The following is a 17,825-nucleotide window of genomic DNA, read 5'->3' as shown; positions in this document are numbered from 1 at the left end:
CGGTTTCCACCCTCCTGATCCAACGTCGAAAGTCTGGAAGCCACCATGAACGTCCTGATTGTGCATGCCCATAACGAGCCCGGCTCATTCACTGCCGCGATGAAGAACCTGGCGGTCGTCGTGCTGAGCGAGGAGGGGCACGAGGTACGGGTGTCCGACCTCTACGCCCAGCGCTTCAACCCCGTCGCCAGCGCCGCGGATTTCGGCAGCCGAGCCAACCAGGAGTACCTGGTGTACGCCCTCGAACAGCGCCACAACCTGCAGAAGGCCACGCTGGCCGAGGACATCCAGGCAGAGCTGGAGAAGCTGCAATGGGCCGACCTGGTCATCTTCAGCTTCCCGATCTACTGGTTCGGCATGCCGGCCATTCTCAAGGGCTGGATCGATCGGGTGTTTGTCTCCGGCCTCTGCTACGGCGGGCGGCGCATCTATGACCGCGGCGGCCTGAAAGGCAAGCGCGCGATGCTGGCCTTCACCCTCGGCGGCCAGAGCCACATGTTCGGCAAGGGCTGCGTGCATGGCGAGATCGAAACCCTGCTGAGGCCGATCCAGCAGGGCATGCTGGCCTACGTCGGCCTCGAAGTGCTGCCGCCCTTCATCGCCTATCACGTCCCCTACATCAGCGAGACGGAGCGCTGGGACTACCTCACCTCCTATGGCGAGCACCTGCTGACCTTGGATGCACGCGAGCCGCTGGTGTTCCCCTCGCTAGATGATTTCGACACGGCTCTTCGCCCGCGGAGCGACGGCGCGCGCGGCGCCAGCGAATCCCCCGAGTGCCTGCCCTGACCCTTCACCGTCGATACTGGAGATGCACCATGCCGAGCAAAGCGTTTCTCAAGGGGTTCAGGCACGAGCTGGCCAACCGATCCTTCGCCCTCATCACGGTCCGGCGGATGGCCGGGCGCCTGGAGGGGGATGCGTGGTTCGCCTTCTGGAAAACCTACTGGGACCTGGAGGTCCTCAACGCCCGGCGCTATGAGGCGGCGGCCCTGATCTGGGGGCTGGACCCTGCACCGGGGATCGCCACCCGGCTCAAGGCCCGGCTGGTGTCCTCCGTACCGCGCTTCCTCATGCGGTCGCTGGTGGCTTACGTCCACCGGGAAACCATCGCCTACGCCGGCTGGCTGCGCGATCTGCGGAAGGTCGGACCAACTAGAGCGTCCACGTTCCTGGACTACATGGTGGAGCAGGAAGACCTGCAGATCGAGCTGATGCGCCTGGCCCTGGAAGGGCGGCACGGGGAGATAGCCGCGCGGGCCGAGGACTTCTTCCTCCGATACGGTCGGGCCGTGCCCAGGGTTGGCTTTGGCGAACGTGCCGTCGCCAGCGGCAACTGAACGCTCGCTCCGTCACTCGTGGCGCCACTGGTTGCGGTAGTGCCGCGGCGCGGTGCCGGTGATGCGCTTGAAGGCATTGCTGAAGGCGCTTTCGGAGCTGTAGCCCAGCTCGCTGGCCAACTCCGCCAGGGTCACGTCGCTGCCGCGCAGCGCCTGTTGGGCCAGCAACATGCGCCACTCGCCCAGGTAGGTCAGCGCCGGGATACCGGTGATGTTCTTGAAGTGCACGGCGAAGCTGGTACGCGACATGCCCGCCGCCCTGGCCAGTTCACCCAGTTGCCAGGCGCGGCCCGGATCGCTGTGCATCAGGCCCAGCACCGGTGCCAGACGCTTGTCCCCGGCCGCGCGGAGCCAACCACAGGGGACTGAATCGGCTGCCTCCAGATAGGCACGCACGGTCTGCACGAACAGCAGCTGCGTGAGCTGTGCGGACACCGCGCTGACCCCCGGCCGCCACTGGATGCGCTCCTCGACAATCTGGTCGAGCAGCCATTTCAACCGCTCGGCCTGCCGCGTGCCAGCGTGCACCTGCATCACCGGCGGCAACAGACGGAAGGCCAGTTCCTCGCTGGTCGGGTCCAGTCGCACGTGGCCGCCCAGCTGAATGCAGTCCTCGCCGCTGCCCAGGGTGGCGGTGCGCTCGTTGGTCTCGCCGCTGAACACCTCCATGGCTTCCAGCGGCTTCAGCGCCAGGTCGCTGGCGAGGACAAAGGCCCGGCGCGAGCAGAGGATGAACACGTCACCCTCCTTGATCCACACCGGCTCCGCATCCCCCTCGATCTGCAGCCAGCAACTGCCTTTGATCAGCGCGAAGAACTTCAGGTGCTGCGGTGGCGGGAAGCGCAGGCTCCAGTCGCCGCCGGCGCTGAAACCGCCGGCCACCGTCAGCTGGGCATCGGCGACGCGCAGGAAGTCGGACAACGGGTCGGAGCGGGGAGCCGAGGACTGGGTCATGTCGTTGGGGGCTGGCGTGTCGGAAGCGAATGTGGCCCAGAATCGCACCGGACTTTCTCCGGGGCAACGGCCAACCGCGTTACCGGCAGATTCGAACTTTCGCGCAAGTAAAGCGCACTCCAGCGCATTCACGGTTCGCCGGCCCGGGCGTAGCTTGCCCGCCATCCGACTACAGCCTTGCCCGAGGGAATCCATGAAAGACGAATTGGTGTTGGTGACCGGCGGGACCGGTTTCATTGCCCAGCATTGCATCCTCGCCCTGCTGCGCGAGGGCTATCCGGTGCGCACCACGGTACGTTCGCTGGCGCGGGAGACCGAGGTACGCGAACAGTTGCGCGAAGGTGGCGTCGACGCGGGGCAACGCCTGAGCTTCGTGGTCGCCGACCTGAGCGATGATCGCTGCTGGGTCGAGGCCGTCGCCGGCTGCCGCTACGTGATCCACGGGGCATCTCCGACGCCCACGGGGCTGCAGACCCGCGAGGAAGAATGGGTGCGCCCGGCGGTCGATGGCAACCTGCGGGTGCTGCGTGCCGCGCGTGATGCCGGCGTCAGGCGGGTGGTCCTGACTTCGGCATTCGGCGCCATCTGTGCCGGCCACGGGCAGATGACGCGGCTGTTCGACGAGACCGACTGGAGCGACCTGAGCAGCCGCAACGTCTGGCTCTACCAGAAATCCAAGACCCTCTCCGAACGCGCCGCCTGGGACTTCATCGCTGAAGAAGGGCAAGGCCTGGAACTGTCGGTGGTGAACCCGGTGGCTGTGCTTGGCCCAGTGCTCGGCGCCGATTACTCGCACTCCATCCGCCTGGTGAAAAGCCTGCTCGCCGGTCAGCCGGGCAGTCCGAAGATCAACTGCGGATTCGTCGATGTGCGCGACGTGGCCGACCTGCACGTGCTGGCCATGACCCACGATGCTGCCAGGGGTGAGCGCTTCATCGCCACCGCCGGTGACAGCCTGTGGCTGGGTGATGTCGCACGGATTCTCAAGGAGCGCATGGGCACCGTGGCGGCGAAGGTCTCGACGCGAGTGCTGCCCAACTGGGTGGTGCGCCTGGGCGCGCTCAAGGATCCGGCGCTCAAGGGCTCCGTTCCGCTGCTCGGACTGCGCATGAACGCCAGCAACGCCAAAGCACGCAAGCTCCTGGGCTGGTCGCCGCGCCCGGCCGAGGAGGCCATCGTGGCGACTGCCCGAAGCCTGGAAAAGCTCGGATTGCTGGAAGCCTGAGAAGCCGTTCCCGACAGCGGACCCTGACCGCAGGTCCGCAACGGCCGGCCATTTTTTTCATTGGCCGCGAAGATATTTTTACTAATTTTCCTCGGCGAAAAGCTGAAGCACCATGCGCCCCCATTCCAACAACAACGTCCTTCGAGGCGGTCAACAGGAGTGCCCGGGTGCAAGCGTTCAACGAGTGGCGGCAGTGTTTTGCAGCGCAGACTTTCATCGATGAAACGCTCGATGGCGACCTCGTACTCGCCGTACCGGAGAAGAGCGCTTCTGCGCATTGCCTCCCGGCTCCGCTGACCAGGCTCCGCCTGACCCGAACAGCCTGCCGGGCGACCCCGCCAGACCTCCGCTGAATCTTTCCGGCAGCGGCTGCCCGAAGCTTTGCCCCGGCTGAAACCGCCGGGCTCCCGACCGCTGCCCAGGAAGCCTCGACCGGCATCACGCCGTTCCAGCCCAACGAGCGCCCGTCGCTCGCAGTCCATGAGTCAGCCATGAAAAAAACAACAAGCGCGTCCGCTACTTCCTTGCCTGCCCATCAATCTCACGAGTCGCCCTCGCGGTCCTTCCGCAAGTCGCTGGGCATCCCGGCGCTGGTGCTGTTCGGCCTGGCCTACATGGTGCCGCTGGCGGTCTTCACCACCTACGGCCTGGTCACCCGCATGAGCAAGGGCCACCTGCCGGCGGCCTATCTCTTCACGCTGGCGGCCATGCTGCTGACTGCGTACAGCTACGGACGGATGGTGCAGGCGCATCCGTATTCGGGGTCGGTCTACAGCTACACACGCAAGACCTTCGGTGCGGCGTTCGGCTTCCTGGCGGGCTGGACGCTGCTGCTGGATTACATCTTCCTGCCGCTGCTGAGCTACCTGCTGATCGGCATCTACATGACCGACTATTTCCCCTCGGTACCGCTGTCGATCTGGATCCTTGGCTCGATCGTCCTGGTGACCCTGCTCAACCTCGTGGGTATCGAATCCATCACCCGCGTCAACTGGGTGCTGATCGTCGCGCAGATGGTGTTCGTCGTGGTGTTCATCGCGCTGTCGGTGAGCCACCTGGGCGCCCAGGCCGAACCGGTGCCGCTGGTGCAGCCTTTCTATGACGAGCACTTCAGCCTGCCGCTGGTGATGTCCGGCGCGGCGGTGCTGTGCCTGTCGTTCCTCGGCTTCGACGCCGTGTCGACCATGGCCGAGGAAACGCCCGAGCCGCGTCGGCAGATTCCGGCGGCGATCATGCTGGTGACCCTGATCGGCGGCGTGCTGTTCATCGTCATGGCCTACTTCGGCCAACTGGTATTCCCCGAATGGCAGGCGCTCACCGATGCCGACTCCGCGTCGCTGGACGTGCTGCGCCGTATCGGCGGCGAGTGGCTGGTGACCTTCTTCACCGCCACCTACGTGGCCGGCTGCTTCGCCTCGGCGATGGTGTCCCAGGCGAGCGTCTCCCGCGTGCTGTTCGCCATGGGCCGGGACGGCGCGCTGCCCCGCGTGTTCGGCAAGCTGGTGACGAAGAAACGCGTGCCGGCCACGGCGATCATGCTGATCAGCCTGCTCTCGCTGATCGCCCTGTTCGTCACCCTGGATACCGTCGCCAACATGATCAGCTTCGGCGCACTGTTCGCGTTCTCCGCGGTGAACCTGGCGGTGATCAAGCACTACCTGGTCGACGAGCGCCTCACCGGCAAGGGCAATTACCTGCGCTACGGCGCGCTGCCGGCGGTGGGCTTCCTGAGCACCATCTGGCTGTGGTCGAGCCTGTCGGGCATGTCGTTCATGATCGGTTTCGCCTGGATGTGCCTGGGCTTCGTCTGCCTGGCCAGCGCCACGCGGATGTTCCAGCAGCCGCTGCCGGACCTGAACATGGCGGAGTGATCGTCGGGCGGAGAGAGGCCGGGCCTGGCCCCGGCTTCTTTTCAAGCCTGCCTGATACTGGTTAAGGTGGCGCGAATTCGAGGAACTGGCCGGATTTCGCCATGAAATTGCATCAATTGCGCGCCCTGCGCACCATCGCCGAGAGCGGCAGCATCCAGGAAGCCTCGCGGCTGCTCGACGTGACCCAGCCGTCGCTGTCCAAGGCGGTGAAGGAACTGGAAGGCGAGCTGGGCGTGCCGCTGCTGGTGCGCTCGAATCGTGGGGTGACGGTCACGCCCTATGGCGAACGGCTGGTCAGCATGGCTCGGCTGGTCACCGAGGAAGTGCGCCGCGCCCGCGAAGAGATCGACACCCTGAAGGGTGAGATGGCTGGCCGTGTAGCCATCGGCGTGTCGCCGGTGACGCCCAATCGCGCCTTCGCCAATTGCTTCAGGCGTTACCGCGAGCTGTACCCCAACGTGCAGCTGCAGATCTTCGAGCTACGTTCGGTGCAGCTGTTCGAAGGGCTGAAGGAGGGCCGGCTGGACCTGGTGCTGACGACCCAGCCGAAGGCGGATCAGGCCGACGGGCAGGTCTGGCGCGAGTTGGCGCCGCAGCCTTCGGCGCTGGCGGTACGCAAGGGGCATCCCCTGGCGGCCGCGCGATCGCTGCACGAGCTTCTGGACCTCGAATGGCTGCTCTCCGACCCGCTTGAAGTCGCCCTGGCCGGGCAGTTCTTCCGCGAACGCCAGGTGGCGCCACCCAAGCGCATCACCGAATGCTCCTCGTCGCTGCTCTACCTGGAACTCGCAGCCAACACCGATGCGGTGAGTTTCTGGTCGCAGCGCATGCTGGCTCTGCCGATGGTGGCCCAGGTGCTTGAGCCCTTGCGGATCGCCGAGGCCACGCCGGTGGCGAGCATCTCGCTGGTCACCCGGGCGGAGGAACTGATGACCCGTGAAGCCCGGTTGCTGGCCGAGGAAATGGCAGCTGCTTTCCGTGCGGAACAGGCGTGACCGGCATAACCAGTCTCAATGCTCATGTGTAGAGATCATTACTCCGCGTTTTCGCGCTGATGCATCCTGCCGGCCGCCATTTGCCACAGGAAACGGCCGGAGTCGCCATGAATGCATCGTCGTATTTCTCCCAGAGCTACGCCCAGGCGCGCAGCAAGTTCCTCGACGCCTGTGCGGCCGCCGGCTTGCCGGTGGAGTCCCACGTCCATCCACTGAGCGGGCGCGACGGCGAGACGCTGGCGGTGGACATCGCCCGTGAAGGTCCGATGGATGCGCAGCGCCTGCTGATCGTCAGCAGCGGCTGCCACGGTGTCGAAGGCTTCTGCGGCTCGGGCGTGCAGAGCGCGCTGCTCGCCGACAGCGCATGGCGCGAGCACGCGCGCCGCAACGATTGCGCAGTGCTCTACCTGCACGCTGCCAATCCCTACGGCTTCTCCTGGTGGCGTCGCTGGACCCAGGAGAACGTCGACCTCAACCGCAACTTCCGCGACTTCGCCCAGGCAGCGCCGGAGAACCCCGGTTACGCGCGCCTGGACCCGGTGCTCGCGCCACGGCGCTGGCCCAGCCCGTTGGGGCGTCTGCGCCTGCTCGTCTATGCGCTGCGCCACGGTCGCTGGGAGTTGCAGAAGGCGATCTCGTCCGGCCAGGCCAGTCATCCCGATGGCCTGTTCTTTTCCGGCTCGCAGCCGACCTGGAGCAACCGTACCGTGCGCAAGGTGCTGCGCCAGCATGGCCGGCAATGTCGCGAGATGGCCTGGATCGACGTACACACCGGCCTCGGTCCTACCGGCTACGGCGAATACATCTACTCGGGCGACCCGCGTCCCGAAGCGCTGGTTCGCGCCCGCACGTGGTGGGGCGATGAGGTGCGTTCCACGGAGGAGGGCAACAGCGTGTCGGTGAAGCTCAGCGGCAAGCTGGTCCATGCGGCATTCGAGGAGTGCCCGCAGGCGCTGCTGATCTCCATGAGCCTGGAGTTCGGCACCGTGCCCGGTCCGCAGGTTCTCGAAGCACTGCGCGCGGACCAGTGGCTGCATCGGACACCCGATGCGCCGACGACCAAGGTGCGGCGCATCAAGCAGCAACTGCGCGATGCCTTCTACGTGGATACCGAGGAGTGGAAGCAGGCCGTGCTGACCCGCGCGCGGGGCGCCGCCTGGAAAGCCGTGGAAGGCTTGCGCAGCGAGATTCCCGCGGGGTTGCGTTCCCACGTCGAGGGTGGGAACGCCTTGCCTCAATAGGTGGCGCGCAGGGTCAGCATCAGGTTGCGTGGCTCACCGTAGAAGTTCGAGCCCCAGGCGCTGTCGACACGTTCGTAGTACTTGCGGTCGAAGAGGTTGTTGGCGGTCAGCGTCGAGCTCAGGTGGTCGTTGAACCGGTAGCCGAGCTGGGCCGTGGAGACCGCGTAACCGGGCTGGACGAAGTCGGTATTGCTGCGCGTATAGAGTGTTTCGCTGACCACGCGGGTACCGCCGGCCACATGCAAACCCTTCAGCGTGCCGTCGAGGAATTCGTACTTGGACCACAGGTTGAAGTTGTGCTTGGGCGTGATGGTGCTGAAGGTGTCCCCCGAGCTGAGGCCATTGTTCGGGTCGTCGTCCAGCAGGCGGGTCATGGTGAAGGCGTAGCCGGTGACGATGCTCCAGTTGTCGGTCAGGTTGCCGGTCAGCTCGGCTTCCCAGCCCTGGCTGCGCACCTTGCCCTGCGCTTCATAGGCGTTGACCGGGCTGCCGCTCCACTGGGCGCGGTTCTCGTCGTAGATGCGGAACAGGGCGACCGAGGCATTCAGGCGGCCGTCCATCAGCTCCTGCTTCAGGCCCACCTCGTATTGCTTGCCCTTGTGCGGCGCGATCATCTTCTCGCCACTGGCATCCGTCTCGCTCTGCGGCTTGAACACGCTGGTGTAGCTGGCATAGGCCGCCAGTGTCGGGGTGAGCTTGTAGATCAGCGCGCCGTAGGGAATGACCTTGGCGTTGGTCTGGGTAGACGGGGAGCCGAAGTTGTTGAAGAAGGTGTTGGCGTTCTTCGCGTCGGCGTCGTACCAGGTCACGCGCGAGCCCAGGATCACGTCCAGTTCGTCGGTCACGCTGAGCTTGGTGCGGCCATAGAGGCCGTACTGGCGGCTCTTGGTGTAGTTGAAGTTGGTGTGCGGCATGTCCAGGCGTGGGAGGTCGTTGGCGCCGTCGATGCCAATCGGCACCTCGTCGGCGTAGCCGTCGTGGTCCAGGTCCACCGAGCCGTAGGTGAAGGCCTTGTCCAGGTGCTGGTATTCACCGCCCAGGGTGAGTTCATGGGTGCGCCCCGCCAGGCTGAAGGGCGTGGTGACGAAGCTGTCCAGGCCCAGTGTCTTGATCCGCTCGTAGTACGAGTAGCGCGCTGCATCGGCGGTCTGGGTGTCCGGGTTGACCACCCAGGTGGTCCAGCTGAACTCGCGCTGTGGCAGGCGTGCGTCTCGGTAGGTCAGGGAGGTCTTCCACTGGCCGCCGTTGTCCAGGGTGTGGTCGAGCTCGGAGAAGGCTTCCCAGGTTTCCTCCTTCATGCGGTTCCACTTCGCGTCGATGTAGGTGGAGCGCGGCACGTCGAGCAGGGTGCCGTCGGCGTAGGCGGGCAGGCCGAAGGCCGGCGTGGAGTTGTTCTTCTGGTAGGCGCCGCCGAAGGACAGGGTGGTGCTGGGGGCCAGATCCATCTCCAGGCGGCCGTAGAACATCGGGCGTTCGTTCTGCACATAGTCGACGAAGGACTTGTTGTGCTCATAGGCCATGACCGAGCGGCCGCGGATCGTCCCTTCCTCGTTCAGCGGGCCGGTGACGTCGACCATGCTGCGGTAGCGATCCCAGGAGCCGGCGGCCATTTCCCCGCTCAGGCCGAAGGTCCCCAGCGCGCGCTTGCGCACCAGGTTGATGGTGCCGGCCGGCTCGCCGGAGCCGGCGTACAGGCCGCCGGGTCCGCGCAGGACTTCGACGCGGTCGTACATGGCCAGGTCGAAGCTGGTCGCCATGTCCCCCTGGCCGGTGATCTGCGAAACGCCGTCGACCTGCACCTGGTCCACGAGGAAGCCGCGCATGTACACGTCGTTGAGGCTGGAGCCGGTGTTGTAGGTCTTCACCGTGGCGCCGGTGACCTGGCGCATCGCGTCCTGCAGGTTGTTCATGTTCTGGTCATCCATGCGCTGGCGCGTGATGACGGTGACCGACTGCGGGGTTTCCAGAAGCGTCTGCTCACCTTTGCCGATGGTGATGGCCTTGGTGGCGTAGGAGTGCGTGCCCTCGGTGGTCGTGCCCAGGCCACGGCCGCTGACGGTGGTGGAGGAGAGGTCCAGCACGTCGGAGGTGTCGCGACGGACGATCAGCCACGCGCCGCCCTGCTGGCGAACGCCAAGGCCTGAGCCGGCGAGCAGCTCGTCCAGCGCGCCGTTGAATTCGTAGTTGCCCTTGAGAGCGGGCGCGATGCGGTCTGCCACCAGTTGGTCGTCCATCGCCAGGGTCACGCCGGCGAGGTTCGCCAGTTGCTTGAGCGAGGTCGCCAGGGGCTGCGGTGGCAGGTCCAGCGCCACCGGTGCGGCGAAGGCGTTAAGGGTGAATGCCAGGGTGCTGGAGACCGCCAGGGACTTGAGGGAAATCGACTTCATGGCAAAGCTCGTCAGGGACTTGGATAACCAATGACGGAGCAGCGCGAAGAAACCCCTACCTGGTCCGGAAGAAAATCAGCGCGGCACCAGCAGCGTGACCCCGCTGCCTTGCTCGATGCGAACAGCGGCCAGCTCGGGCAGCAGGGCGAGGAAGCTCTCTACATCCGCCAGCTGCACCACGGCCGTGATCGATTGCGCGGTCGGTTGCCGTGCCTTCACGGGTATCTCGCGATAGCGCGACAGGGTGGCGGCGATCTCGCCCAGGCTGGCGCGCTCGAACACCAGGTTGCCCTGGGAGAAGCTGAAGGCATTGCTCGCCGGGCGCTTCAGGGCGTGCAACTGCCCCAGGGCATCGAGCTCGCCGACCTGGTCGCGTTCGAGTACCAGGCGCTGGCCGGCGCTGGAGAACTCGACCCGTCCCTCGGCGACGCTCACCCGTACCTGCGGCTCCAGCCGTTCGACGACGAACCGCGTGCCCAGCACGCGCACCTGCGCGGCGCCGGCATCGACCACAAACGGGCGCGCAGGCGCATGCTCCACGTTGAAGATCGCGCGGCCACGCAGCAGGAATACCTGGCGGGTCGATTCGCTGAACAGCACATGCAGCCGGGTGTCGGCGTCGAGGAAGACTTCGCTGCCGTCCTCCAGGGTGAAGCGGCGTCGCTCGCCGATGCCGGTCATCAGCATCTGCTCGCCCTGGCGGCTGCGCATCGACACCAGCCAACCGGCGGCGACCGCCAGCAGCAAGCCGCCCACCGCCCCGTTGCGCACGAAGCGCCGGCGACTCAGGTTCTCCATGGCGCCGGCGAGCGCCTGGGTCTGCGGCGTGCTCGAGAAGTTGCCCCAGAGTTCGCTGAATGCCTGGTACTCCTTGGCGTTCTGCGGGTCGGCGGCGAGCCAGCGGGCAAACGCCTGGCGCTCGGGATGATCGCCGGGCAGGTCCAGCAGGCGGGTGAACCAGCGTGCCGCCTGCTGCCGTCTGGCGCTCACGAGGACAGCTGCTCGCGCGCTTCGCGCAGGTTCAGCAGGGCGCGGACCAGGTGGCGTTCCACCATGGAAATACTGATGCCGAGCATCCGGGCGACCTCCACCTGGCGGTGACCCTCTATGCGCGCCAGCCAGAACACTTCCCGGCAGCGCGTCGGCAGGCACTCGAGGATGCGCTGGATGGCTTCCAGGCGTTGCTGCAGGTCGGCCAGGTGCTCGGCGGAGGGGGCGAACTCGGCGTCCTCGCGGGTATCCATCCAGGGCTCGAGATCACCCTCGGGCAGGGGATAGAAACGCGAGGCGTCGCGGTAGTGGTCGATCAGGACGGAATGCGCGACCCGCCGCAGGTAGGCGTTGGGCTGCTCGATGGCGGTGCGTTGGCTGGCGAGGATGAAGCGGATGAATGCATCGTGCAGCACGTCATAGGCGAGCTGCACACATTGGGTCTTGCGGCTCAGGCCGAGCAGCAGGTCGGTGTAGGCCCAGCGCAGATTGATTCCGTTCCATTCCATTCTGCAGGCCTTCGCGAGCTGCGGCTTCCGGTGTCAGGCGGGCGAGTCTACTGATTCGTTTCTCTTCTGTAAATGCAAGTGATTAGCATTTGATGGTCGCACTGGCTCGGCCTTGAGGCGAGCGCGCCTCAGGACTCCAACTGGTTGCGCTGTTCCTCGAACCAGTCGAGCACCGGCTGACAGGCCGGGTGGGCGGCGCCGCTGTCGCGCAGCCACAGCGCGTAGCGGCCGCCGGTTTTCAGTGCCTCGCCAAAGGGCACGATGAGGTCGCCGCGCTGCAATGCGTCGTGAGCCAGCATGCGGTCGGTCATGGCGACGCCCAGGCCGCGGGTGGCGGCGTCCAGCGCCAGGTCGTCGAGGTTGAACAGCATGTGCTTGAACTGCGCAGGCGGCGGAGCGGCCTGGGCGCGCAGCCACTGCGGCCATTCCAGGCCGCCGCTGGAAGCGTGGATCAGCGGGTGGCGCGCCAGTTCCTCCAGCGAACGCGGCGGCTCCTGGCCGTCGTCCAGGCGGGGGGCGCAGACCGGGATCAGGTATTCGTCGTACAGCGGCGTCAGCGCTCGGCCCTGCGGGTCGCTGCCACTGGGCAGGTAGAGCACGTAGGCGTCGCAGTCACCGCCGTCGTCCACCACTTCGCCGCCCACCGTCTCGATGGACAGGCACAGCTCCGGGTGCCGCGAGTAGAAGGAACTCAGGCGCGGCAGCAGCCAGCGCACCGCCAGCGAAACGAAAATACGGATGCGGAACGGCCGCTCCGCCGAGGCCGGGGCAAGGCGCTCTTCCAGGCGCAGCAGTTGCTGGAGCATGCCCTCGGCCACCGCGTGCACTTCGCGACCGGCGTCGGTCAGCGCCACCTTGCGGCTGGTGCGGTCGAACAGCGGCACGCGGTAGTACTCCTCCAGCTGTTGCACCTGTCGGCTGATGGCGCTCTGGGTCAGGTGCAGCTGTTGCGCGGCGGCGGTGAAGCTGCCGGAGTCGGCGACCTGCACCAGGGCCTGAAGGGCTTGCAGGGAGGGAACACGCAGCAGTTTGTCCATGACGCTTCCCTCTGCAATCTATGCGTTTTGAGAATACCAGGATGAAAAATGAGCGTTGGTGCGGCCAGCGAAACTGCCCGTAGATTCTGGTCATGACGCGCCATCGGGGAAATCGCTTGGATACGCCCGGCGCATGGATTGTGAAGGAGTGCCGGGTAATGAACAATCACTGTGGCTGGATCGCCCTGGCGGGCGAGCTGCCCGCGCGGCCGACGCTGAACGGCACCCAGCGGGCGGACTGGCTGATCATCGGTGGCGGCATCACCGGCTTGTCCGCTGCCCACACGCTGGCAGCGCGTTTCCCCCAACAGCGCATCGTGCTGCTGGAGCGCCAGCGCATCGCCCAGGGTGCTTCCGCGCGCAATTCCGGTTTCGTCGTCGCCCATGAACTGCCTGCCGCCAGCGAACGCCTCGGGCAGCCCGGCCATGCGGCCTACCAGGTCGCCTCGCGCATCGGTATCGCGGCGGCGCAGGAAGTTCGCCAGCGGATTGCAGGGCTGGGTATCGATTGCGAGTTTTTCGAGGACGGCTATCACTTCGCCGCGCATCGGCCCGAGCACCTGGGCGATATCGACGGCATCCTCGCTACCCTGGCGTCGGTGGGCGCCAACGCGCGCTACTACGAAGGCCTGGCGCTGGAGCAACGCCTGGGCAGTGGCTTCTATGCGCGGGCCATTCATTGCGCGGGCGGCAATGCGCTGCTGCAACCGGCGAGCTATGTGAAAGGACTCGCGGACAGCCTGCCGGCGTCTGTAGAGCTCTTCGAGCAGAGCGACGTGAGCGACCTGCGCCGCAGCGGCCAGGGCTGGGTAGCGCGGACCGCGCAGGGTGAGGTGCAGGCTCCACAGGTACTGGTCTGCCTCGGCGCTTTCATTGCCCGCGCAGGCTTGCAGGACAGCGGCACCTTCCCGCTGGAACTGAGCGCCAGCATCACCCGTCCGCTGGACGAGCCGCGCTGGGAGTCACTGTTCGGCGAGCGCCAGTGGGGCGTGCTCGCGCCACTACCGGGCGGCGGCACCGTACGCCTGCTGCCGGGTCGCCGGCTGCTGATCCGCAACACCGTCGAATACCGCCATCGCGATCTCGACAACAGTGCACTGGCCGAGCGTCGCCGCCGTCATCTCGTCGGTTTGCAGAAGCGCTTTCCCAGCATCGTCGAGGCTGACATCGCCTACACCTGGACCGGCCACCTGAGTGGCACCCGCTCCGGCGAGCCGTACTTCGCCCGCATCGACCAGGGTCTGCATGCCGTCGCCGGCTGCAATGGTTCGGGCGTGGCGCGCGGCACCCTGTGGGGGCGCCTGCTGGTGGAGATGGCGGTGGGCGACAGCTCGCCCGTGCTGGCCGACGTGCTGTCCCAGGCCAGCCCCGGCTACCTGCCGCCCAGCCCGTTCTTCGATATCGGCGCCTCGCTGCGCATGGCCTGGGAAGTGCGCCGCGCGCGCGCCGAGGCCTGACTCACCGCTTTACCCACGCAAACCAAGACCATCCCGAAAACAAAAACCGAGGGCAGCATGATCATCCGTCCCATGACCCTGGCAGGCCTGGCCCTGTCGCTGTTGGCTGGCACCACCCAGGCGGCGCAGACCGTCACCATCGCCAACTGGAGCAGCTACATCGCCGACGATACCCTGGCGAACTTCACCCAGCAGACCGGCATCCAGACCACCTACGATCTGGTGGACAGCAACGAGACCACCGAAGCCAAGCTGATGACCGGCGCCAGTGGCTATGACCTGGCCAGCCCGTCCAACCACTTCCTGCCGCGGCTGATCAAGGCCGGCGCCATCCAGGAGCTGGACAAGAGCAAGCTGCCCAACTGGAACAACCTCGATCCCAAGCTGATGAAGATCCTCGAGGTCAGCGACCCGGGTAACCGCTACGCCATTCCCTACCTCTGGGTGACTGTCGGCATCGGCTACAACGAGGACAGGATCAAGGCCATCTTCGGCAACACCGACGTTACCCGCAGCTGGCAGCTGCTGTTCGATCCGAAGAACGCGGAAAAGCTCGCCCAGTGCGGTATCGCGGTCATCGACAACGCCACCCAGATGGTGCCCATCACCCTCAAGGTGCTCGGCCGTGATCCGGCCAGCCAGAACCCGGACGACTTCAAGGCCGCCGAAGCGGCGCTGCAGGCCATTCGCCCGTCGATCCGCTACTTCCACCAGTCCAAGTACGTCAGCGACCTGGCCAACGGCAACATCTGCGTCGCCATCGGCTTCAGCGGCGACGTGCTGCAGGCCATGACCACCGCCCAGCAGGCCGGCAACGGCGTGAAGATCGGCTACAGCCTGCCGCGCGAAGGCAGCACCATCGCGGTGGACACCGTGGTGATTCCCAAGGGCGCGCCGCACCTGGATAACGCCTACGCCTACATGAACTACCTGCTGCAGCCGGAAGTGATCGCCAACATCACCAACGCCGTGCAGTACCCCAACGGCAACGCCGCCGCGACCTCGTACGTGAAGCCGGAACTGCGCGCCAACCCGGCCGTGTACCCGCCGCAGGAAGTGCTCGACACCCTGTTCCCGATCAAGACCCTGTCGCCGTCCGGGATGCGCATGAGCACCCGCCTGTGGACCCGCGTGATGAGCGGCAAATGACCCAGCCTAACGACCTGCGCCGCCATGCCCTGGTGGTCGGCGCCGGCGTGGTCGGCCTGGCCACGGCGCTGCAATTGCAGCGCCGTGACTTCCGCGTGACCCTGCTGGACCGCAATCCGCCCGGCCTCGCCACTTCGTTCGGCAACGCCTGCACCTTCGCCACCTACTCGGTGGAGCCGGTGGCCACGCCCGGCATCTGGCGCAAGGCGCCGGGCATGCTGCTGCGCCCGGACAGCCCGCTGGCGATCCGCCCGGCCTACCTGCCGCGCATTGCGCCGTGGCTGCTGCGGTTCCTGGCAGCCTCGCGGCGTGATCGCGTGGAAGCCATCGGCCGCGACCTCAACACCCTGCTGCGCCCCTGCATGGGCGCGTGGCAGGGACTGTTCGACGAGGCCGGCGCCAACGACCTGATCCGTCATGACGGTTCGCTGTACCTCTTCGAGGAGCATGAACGCCGCGATGCGCAGGCTATGGTGGATTACCACCGGCGCTTCGACGTGCCGATCCGTTTCGTCGAAGGGGGCGAGTTGCGCGAGCAGGAACCGGCGCTCAACGCACGCGCGAGTTGCGCGGTGGAGCTGCCCGGCGTGAGCCGCACGCTTGATCCCTACGCGCTGAGCCTGCTTCTGTTCGAACGCTTCCTGGCCTTGGGCGGCGAGTTTCGCCGTGGCGAGCTGCTGGGCCTGGAACCGGCCGGGCAGGGCAGGGACGCGGTGCAGGCGCAGCTGGTGGCCGGCGAGCACCTGACTGCCGACCGCGTGGCGCTGTGTACCGGCGCCTGGTCGCGCACGCTGGTGGATCAGTTGGGCGATGCGGTGCCGCAGGACACGGAGCGCGGTTACCACGTGCTCTTCGGGCATGCCGGGCAGGTGCTCAATCGCCCGGTTTGCTGGGGTGCCGGCGGCTTCTACATGACACCCATGGCGCAGGGCCTGCGCGTCGCCGGCACGGTGGAATTCGCTGGGCTGGAGGCGCTGCCGAGCCCGGCGCGCTACCGCTACCTGACCCGTGGCGCACGACGCTTCCTGCGCTTGCAGCACGAGCCGGTGTCGCAGTGGATGGGCTTCCGCTCCTCGGTGCCGGACAGCATGCCGGTGCTCGGCCCATCGCGGCGCCTGCCTCAGGTCTTCTACAACTTCGGCCACGGCCATATCGGCCTGACCCTGGGCGCCATCACCGGCCAGCTGCTCGCCGAGCAGGCCAGCGATCTGGTCACCAGCGTGCCGGTGACGCCCTTCCTCGCCAGCCGCTTCAGCTCGCGCTGAAGCCTTGGCGGCGCATCCATCCACCCTCGAAACAGGAGATCACGACATGCCCCAGCTGACCCTTGTCGCCCCTCGCAGCCATGCCATGCGCAGCGTGGGCCTGATGCTGTTGTCGATGTTCTGTTTCGCCGTGGTGGATGCGCTGGCCAAGGTGGTGGCGCTGAAGTACCCGGCCAACGAGGTGACCTTCTTCCGCATGGCCTTCGGGGTGCTGCCGGCGTTTCTCCTCTGCCTTCGTGGCCGGCCGCTGGCTGAGCGCTGGAAGAAACTGGATGTGCGCGGGCAGAGTATCCGCGCGGTGACGCTGCTGGGTTCTTCGGCGCTGTTCTTCGCCGGGCTGCCTTACGTGCCGTTGAGCGAAGCCATCTCCATCGCCTATTCCGAGGCGCTGCTGGTGATCGTGCTGGCGCCGCTGCTGCTGGGTGAACGCCTGCTGCCGCGCAACGCGCTGGCGGCGGTGCTGGGCTTCATCGGTGTGCTGATGGTGGTCAAGCCGGACAACGCCGAGGCCAGCCTGCTCGGGCCGGGCCTGCTGGTGGCCAGTGCCTTCTTCGGGGCGTTGTCGATGATCCAGATCCGCCGCATCCGCGCGACCGACGACTCCACCACCACGGTGCTGTATTTCACCGTGGTCGGCACGCTGGTCACCGGCACCACGCTGCCGTTTTCCTGGAGCACGCCGAGCTTGCCGGACCTGGGCCTGATGCTCGCCCTCGGCCTGCTCGCGACCCTCGGGCAACTGCTGTTCACCATCGCCGTACGCCGTGCCCATGCCGCTACGCTGGCGCCGTACACCTACACCAGCATCATCTGGGCAAGCCTGCTCGGCTACCTGATCTGGGGCGAGGTGCTCAGCCTGCTGTCGCTGGTTGGCATCGTGCTGATCGTCGGCAGCGCCGTGGTCGTGGCGGTGCTGGAGCAGCCGCCGGAAGGCTCGGTGGTCTGATTCTTCCCCTCGGTGCTGCGCGCCGTTCACGAGACCGTTCAAGAGAGATGCCATGCAACACAAAGCCGTACTCGAGCAGACCGACGTCACCCGCATCGTCGCTGCCGCCACCGACGAAGCCCGGCGCCAGGGCTGGGCGGTCTGCATCGCCGTAGCGGACGATGGCGGGCACCCGCTGGCACTGGTGCGCCTGGACGGTTGTGCCCAGGCCAGCGCCTACATCGCCACCGAGAAGGCCCGCAGCGCCGCCATCGGCCGACGCGAAACCCGTGAGTACGAAAACATGGTCAATGGCGGTCGCAGCGCTTTCCTCAGCGCGCCGCTGCTGACCTCCCTCGAAGGCGGCGTGCCGATCCTGGTAGGTGGGCAGGTAGTCGGTGCCGTGGGAGTTTCCGGCGTCAGGGCCGAGCAGGACGCGCAAGTGGCGCGAGCGGGGATCGCTGGGCTCTGAGGAGGTGA

General features: G+C 66.5%; 16 protein-coding genes. 11 read left to right on the top strand and 5 right to left on the bottom strand.

Annotated elements, in window-relative coordinates; translation table 11 throughout:
* Positions 1 to 45 precede the first annotated feature (45 nt).
* Positions 46 to 789, top strand: a complete 744-nt coding sequence (locus ACKI1H_RS23000; protein ID WP_440466468.1) for an NAD(P)H-dependent oxidoreductase — start codon at positions 46 to 48, stop codon at positions 787 to 789.
* Between the two features lie 29 nt (positions 790 to 818).
* Complete coding sequence (locus tag ACKI1H_RS22995) at positions 819 to 1,340, top strand: hypothetical protein (protein ID WP_440466467.1); 522 nt, start codon at positions 819 to 821, stop codon at positions 1,338 to 1,340.
* Positions 1,341 to 1,352: 12 nt separating this feature from the next.
* Here ACKI1H_RS22995 and ACKI1H_RS22990 read toward each other — a convergent pair whose 3' ends face one another.
* Positions 1,353 to 2,342: an AraC family transcriptional regulator gene (locus tag ACKI1H_RS22990; protein WP_440466466.1), complete on the bottom strand. Its 990-nt coding sequence runs from the start codon at positions 2,340 to 2,342 to the stop codon at positions 1,353 to 1,355.
* Positions 2,343 to 2,487: 145 nt separating this feature from the next.
* On the opposite strand from ACKI1H_RS22990, the gene ACKI1H_RS22985 reads away from it, so the two are divergent.
* The 4 genes from ACKI1H_RS22985 (at position 2,488) to ACKI1H_RS22970 (ending at position 7,626) form a co-directional block, all read left to right on the top strand.
* Positions 2,488 to 3,519, top strand: coding sequence for an SDR family oxidoreductase (locus ACKI1H_RS22985; RefSeq protein ID WP_440466465.1), 1,032 nt, complete (start codon positions 2,488 to 2,490; stop codon positions 3,517 to 3,519).
* A gap of 491 nt (positions 3,520 to 4,010) precedes the next feature.
* On the top strand, positions 4,011 to 5,390 hold the full coding sequence (locus tag ACKI1H_RS22980) for an APC family permease (RefSeq protein WP_440466464.1): 1,380 nt from the start codon (positions 4,011 to 4,013) through the stop codon (positions 5,388 to 5,390).
* 101 nt (positions 5,391 to 5,491) lie between these two features.
* Positions 5,492 to 6,385, top strand: coding sequence for a LysR family transcriptional regulator (locus ACKI1H_RS22975; protein WP_440466463.1), 894 nt, complete (start codon positions 5,492 to 5,494; stop codon positions 6,383 to 6,385).
* Between the two features lie 107 nt (positions 6,386 to 6,492).
* On the top strand, positions 6,493 to 7,626 hold the full coding sequence (locus ACKI1H_RS22970) for a M14 family metallopeptidase (RefSeq protein ID WP_440466462.1): 1,134 nt from the start codon (positions 6,493 to 6,495) through the stop codon (positions 7,624 to 7,626).
* Here the strand turns inward: ACKI1H_RS22970 and ACKI1H_RS22965 are convergent.
* From ACKI1H_RS22965 to ACKI1H_RS22950, 4 genes are all read right to left on the bottom strand, one after another.
* On the bottom strand, positions 7,620 to 10,013 hold the full coding sequence (locus tag ACKI1H_RS22965) for a TonB-dependent siderophore receptor (protein WP_440466461.1): 2,394 nt from the start codon (positions 10,011 to 10,013) through the stop codon (positions 7,620 to 7,622). The two genes, ACKI1H_RS22970 and ACKI1H_RS22965, sit on opposite strands and share 7 nt — an antisense overlap.
* Before the next feature lie 75 nt (positions 10,014 to 10,088).
* A complete protein-coding gene (locus tag ACKI1H_RS22960) occupies positions 10,089 to 11,003 on the bottom strand; it encodes a FecR family protein (RefSeq protein ID WP_440466460.1) in 915 nt (304 codons plus the stop codon).
* Positions 11,000 to 11,512, bottom strand: coding sequence for a sigma-70 family RNA polymerase sigma factor (locus ACKI1H_RS22955; protein WP_440466459.1), 513 nt, complete (start codon positions 11,510 to 11,512; stop codon positions 11,000 to 11,002). Before ACKI1H_RS22955 ends, ACKI1H_RS22960 begins: the two co-directional genes overlap by 4 nt.
* A 128-nt stretch (positions 11,513 to 11,640) precedes the next feature.
* Entirely contained in the window at positions 11,641 to 12,549 is a 909-nt protein-coding gene (locus ACKI1H_RS22950) for a LysR substrate-binding domain-containing protein (RefSeq protein WP_440466458.1), read from the bottom strand.
* 158 nt (positions 12,550 to 12,707) lie between these two features.
* Between ACKI1H_RS22950 and ACKI1H_RS22945 the strand changes: the two genes are divergently transcribed.
* From ACKI1H_RS22945 to ACKI1H_RS22925, 5 genes are read left to right on the top strand one after another with little or no spacing between them, the layout of a single operon-like run.
* Complete coding sequence (locus ACKI1H_RS22945; RefSeq protein ID WP_440466457.1) at positions 12,708 to 14,006, top strand: NAD(P)/FAD-dependent oxidoreductase; 1,299 nt, start codon at positions 12,708 to 12,710, stop codon at positions 14,004 to 14,006.
* Positions 14,007 to 14,063: 57 nt separating this feature from the next.
* Entirely contained in the window at positions 14,064 to 15,155 is a 1,092-nt protein-coding gene (locus ACKI1H_RS22940) for a polyamine ABC transporter substrate-binding protein (RefSeq protein WP_138525260.1), read from the top strand.
* Entirely contained in the window at positions 15,152 to 16,420 is a 1,269-nt protein-coding gene (locus ACKI1H_RS22935) for an NAD(P)/FAD-dependent oxidoreductase (RefSeq protein WP_440466456.1), read from the top strand. Before ACKI1H_RS22940 ends, ACKI1H_RS22935 begins: the two co-directional genes overlap by 4 nt.
* A gap of 46 nt (positions 16,421 to 16,466) precedes the next feature.
* Positions 16,467 to 17,366 (top strand): DMT family transporter, encoded by a 900-nt coding sequence (locus tag ACKI1H_RS22930; protein ID WP_440466455.1) that lies wholly within the window; start codon positions 16,467 to 16,469, stop codon positions 17,364 to 17,366.
* Positions 17,367 to 17,418: 52 nt separating this feature from the next.
* On the top strand, positions 17,419 to 17,817 hold the full coding sequence (locus ACKI1H_RS22925) for a heme-binding protein (RefSeq protein WP_440466454.1): 399 nt from the start codon (positions 17,419 to 17,421) through the stop codon (positions 17,815 to 17,817).
* Positions 17,818 to 17,825 lie beyond the last annotated feature (8 nt).

Source organism: Pseudomonas sp. YH-1 (assembly GCF_051990045.1).
In the GTDB taxonomy this organism is placed as follows: domain Bacteria; phylum Pseudomonadota; class Gammaproteobacteria; order Pseudomonadales; family Pseudomonadaceae; genus Pseudomonas; species Pseudomonas nicosulfuronedens.
This window is presented reverse-complemented; position numbering and strand designations above follow the sequence as displayed.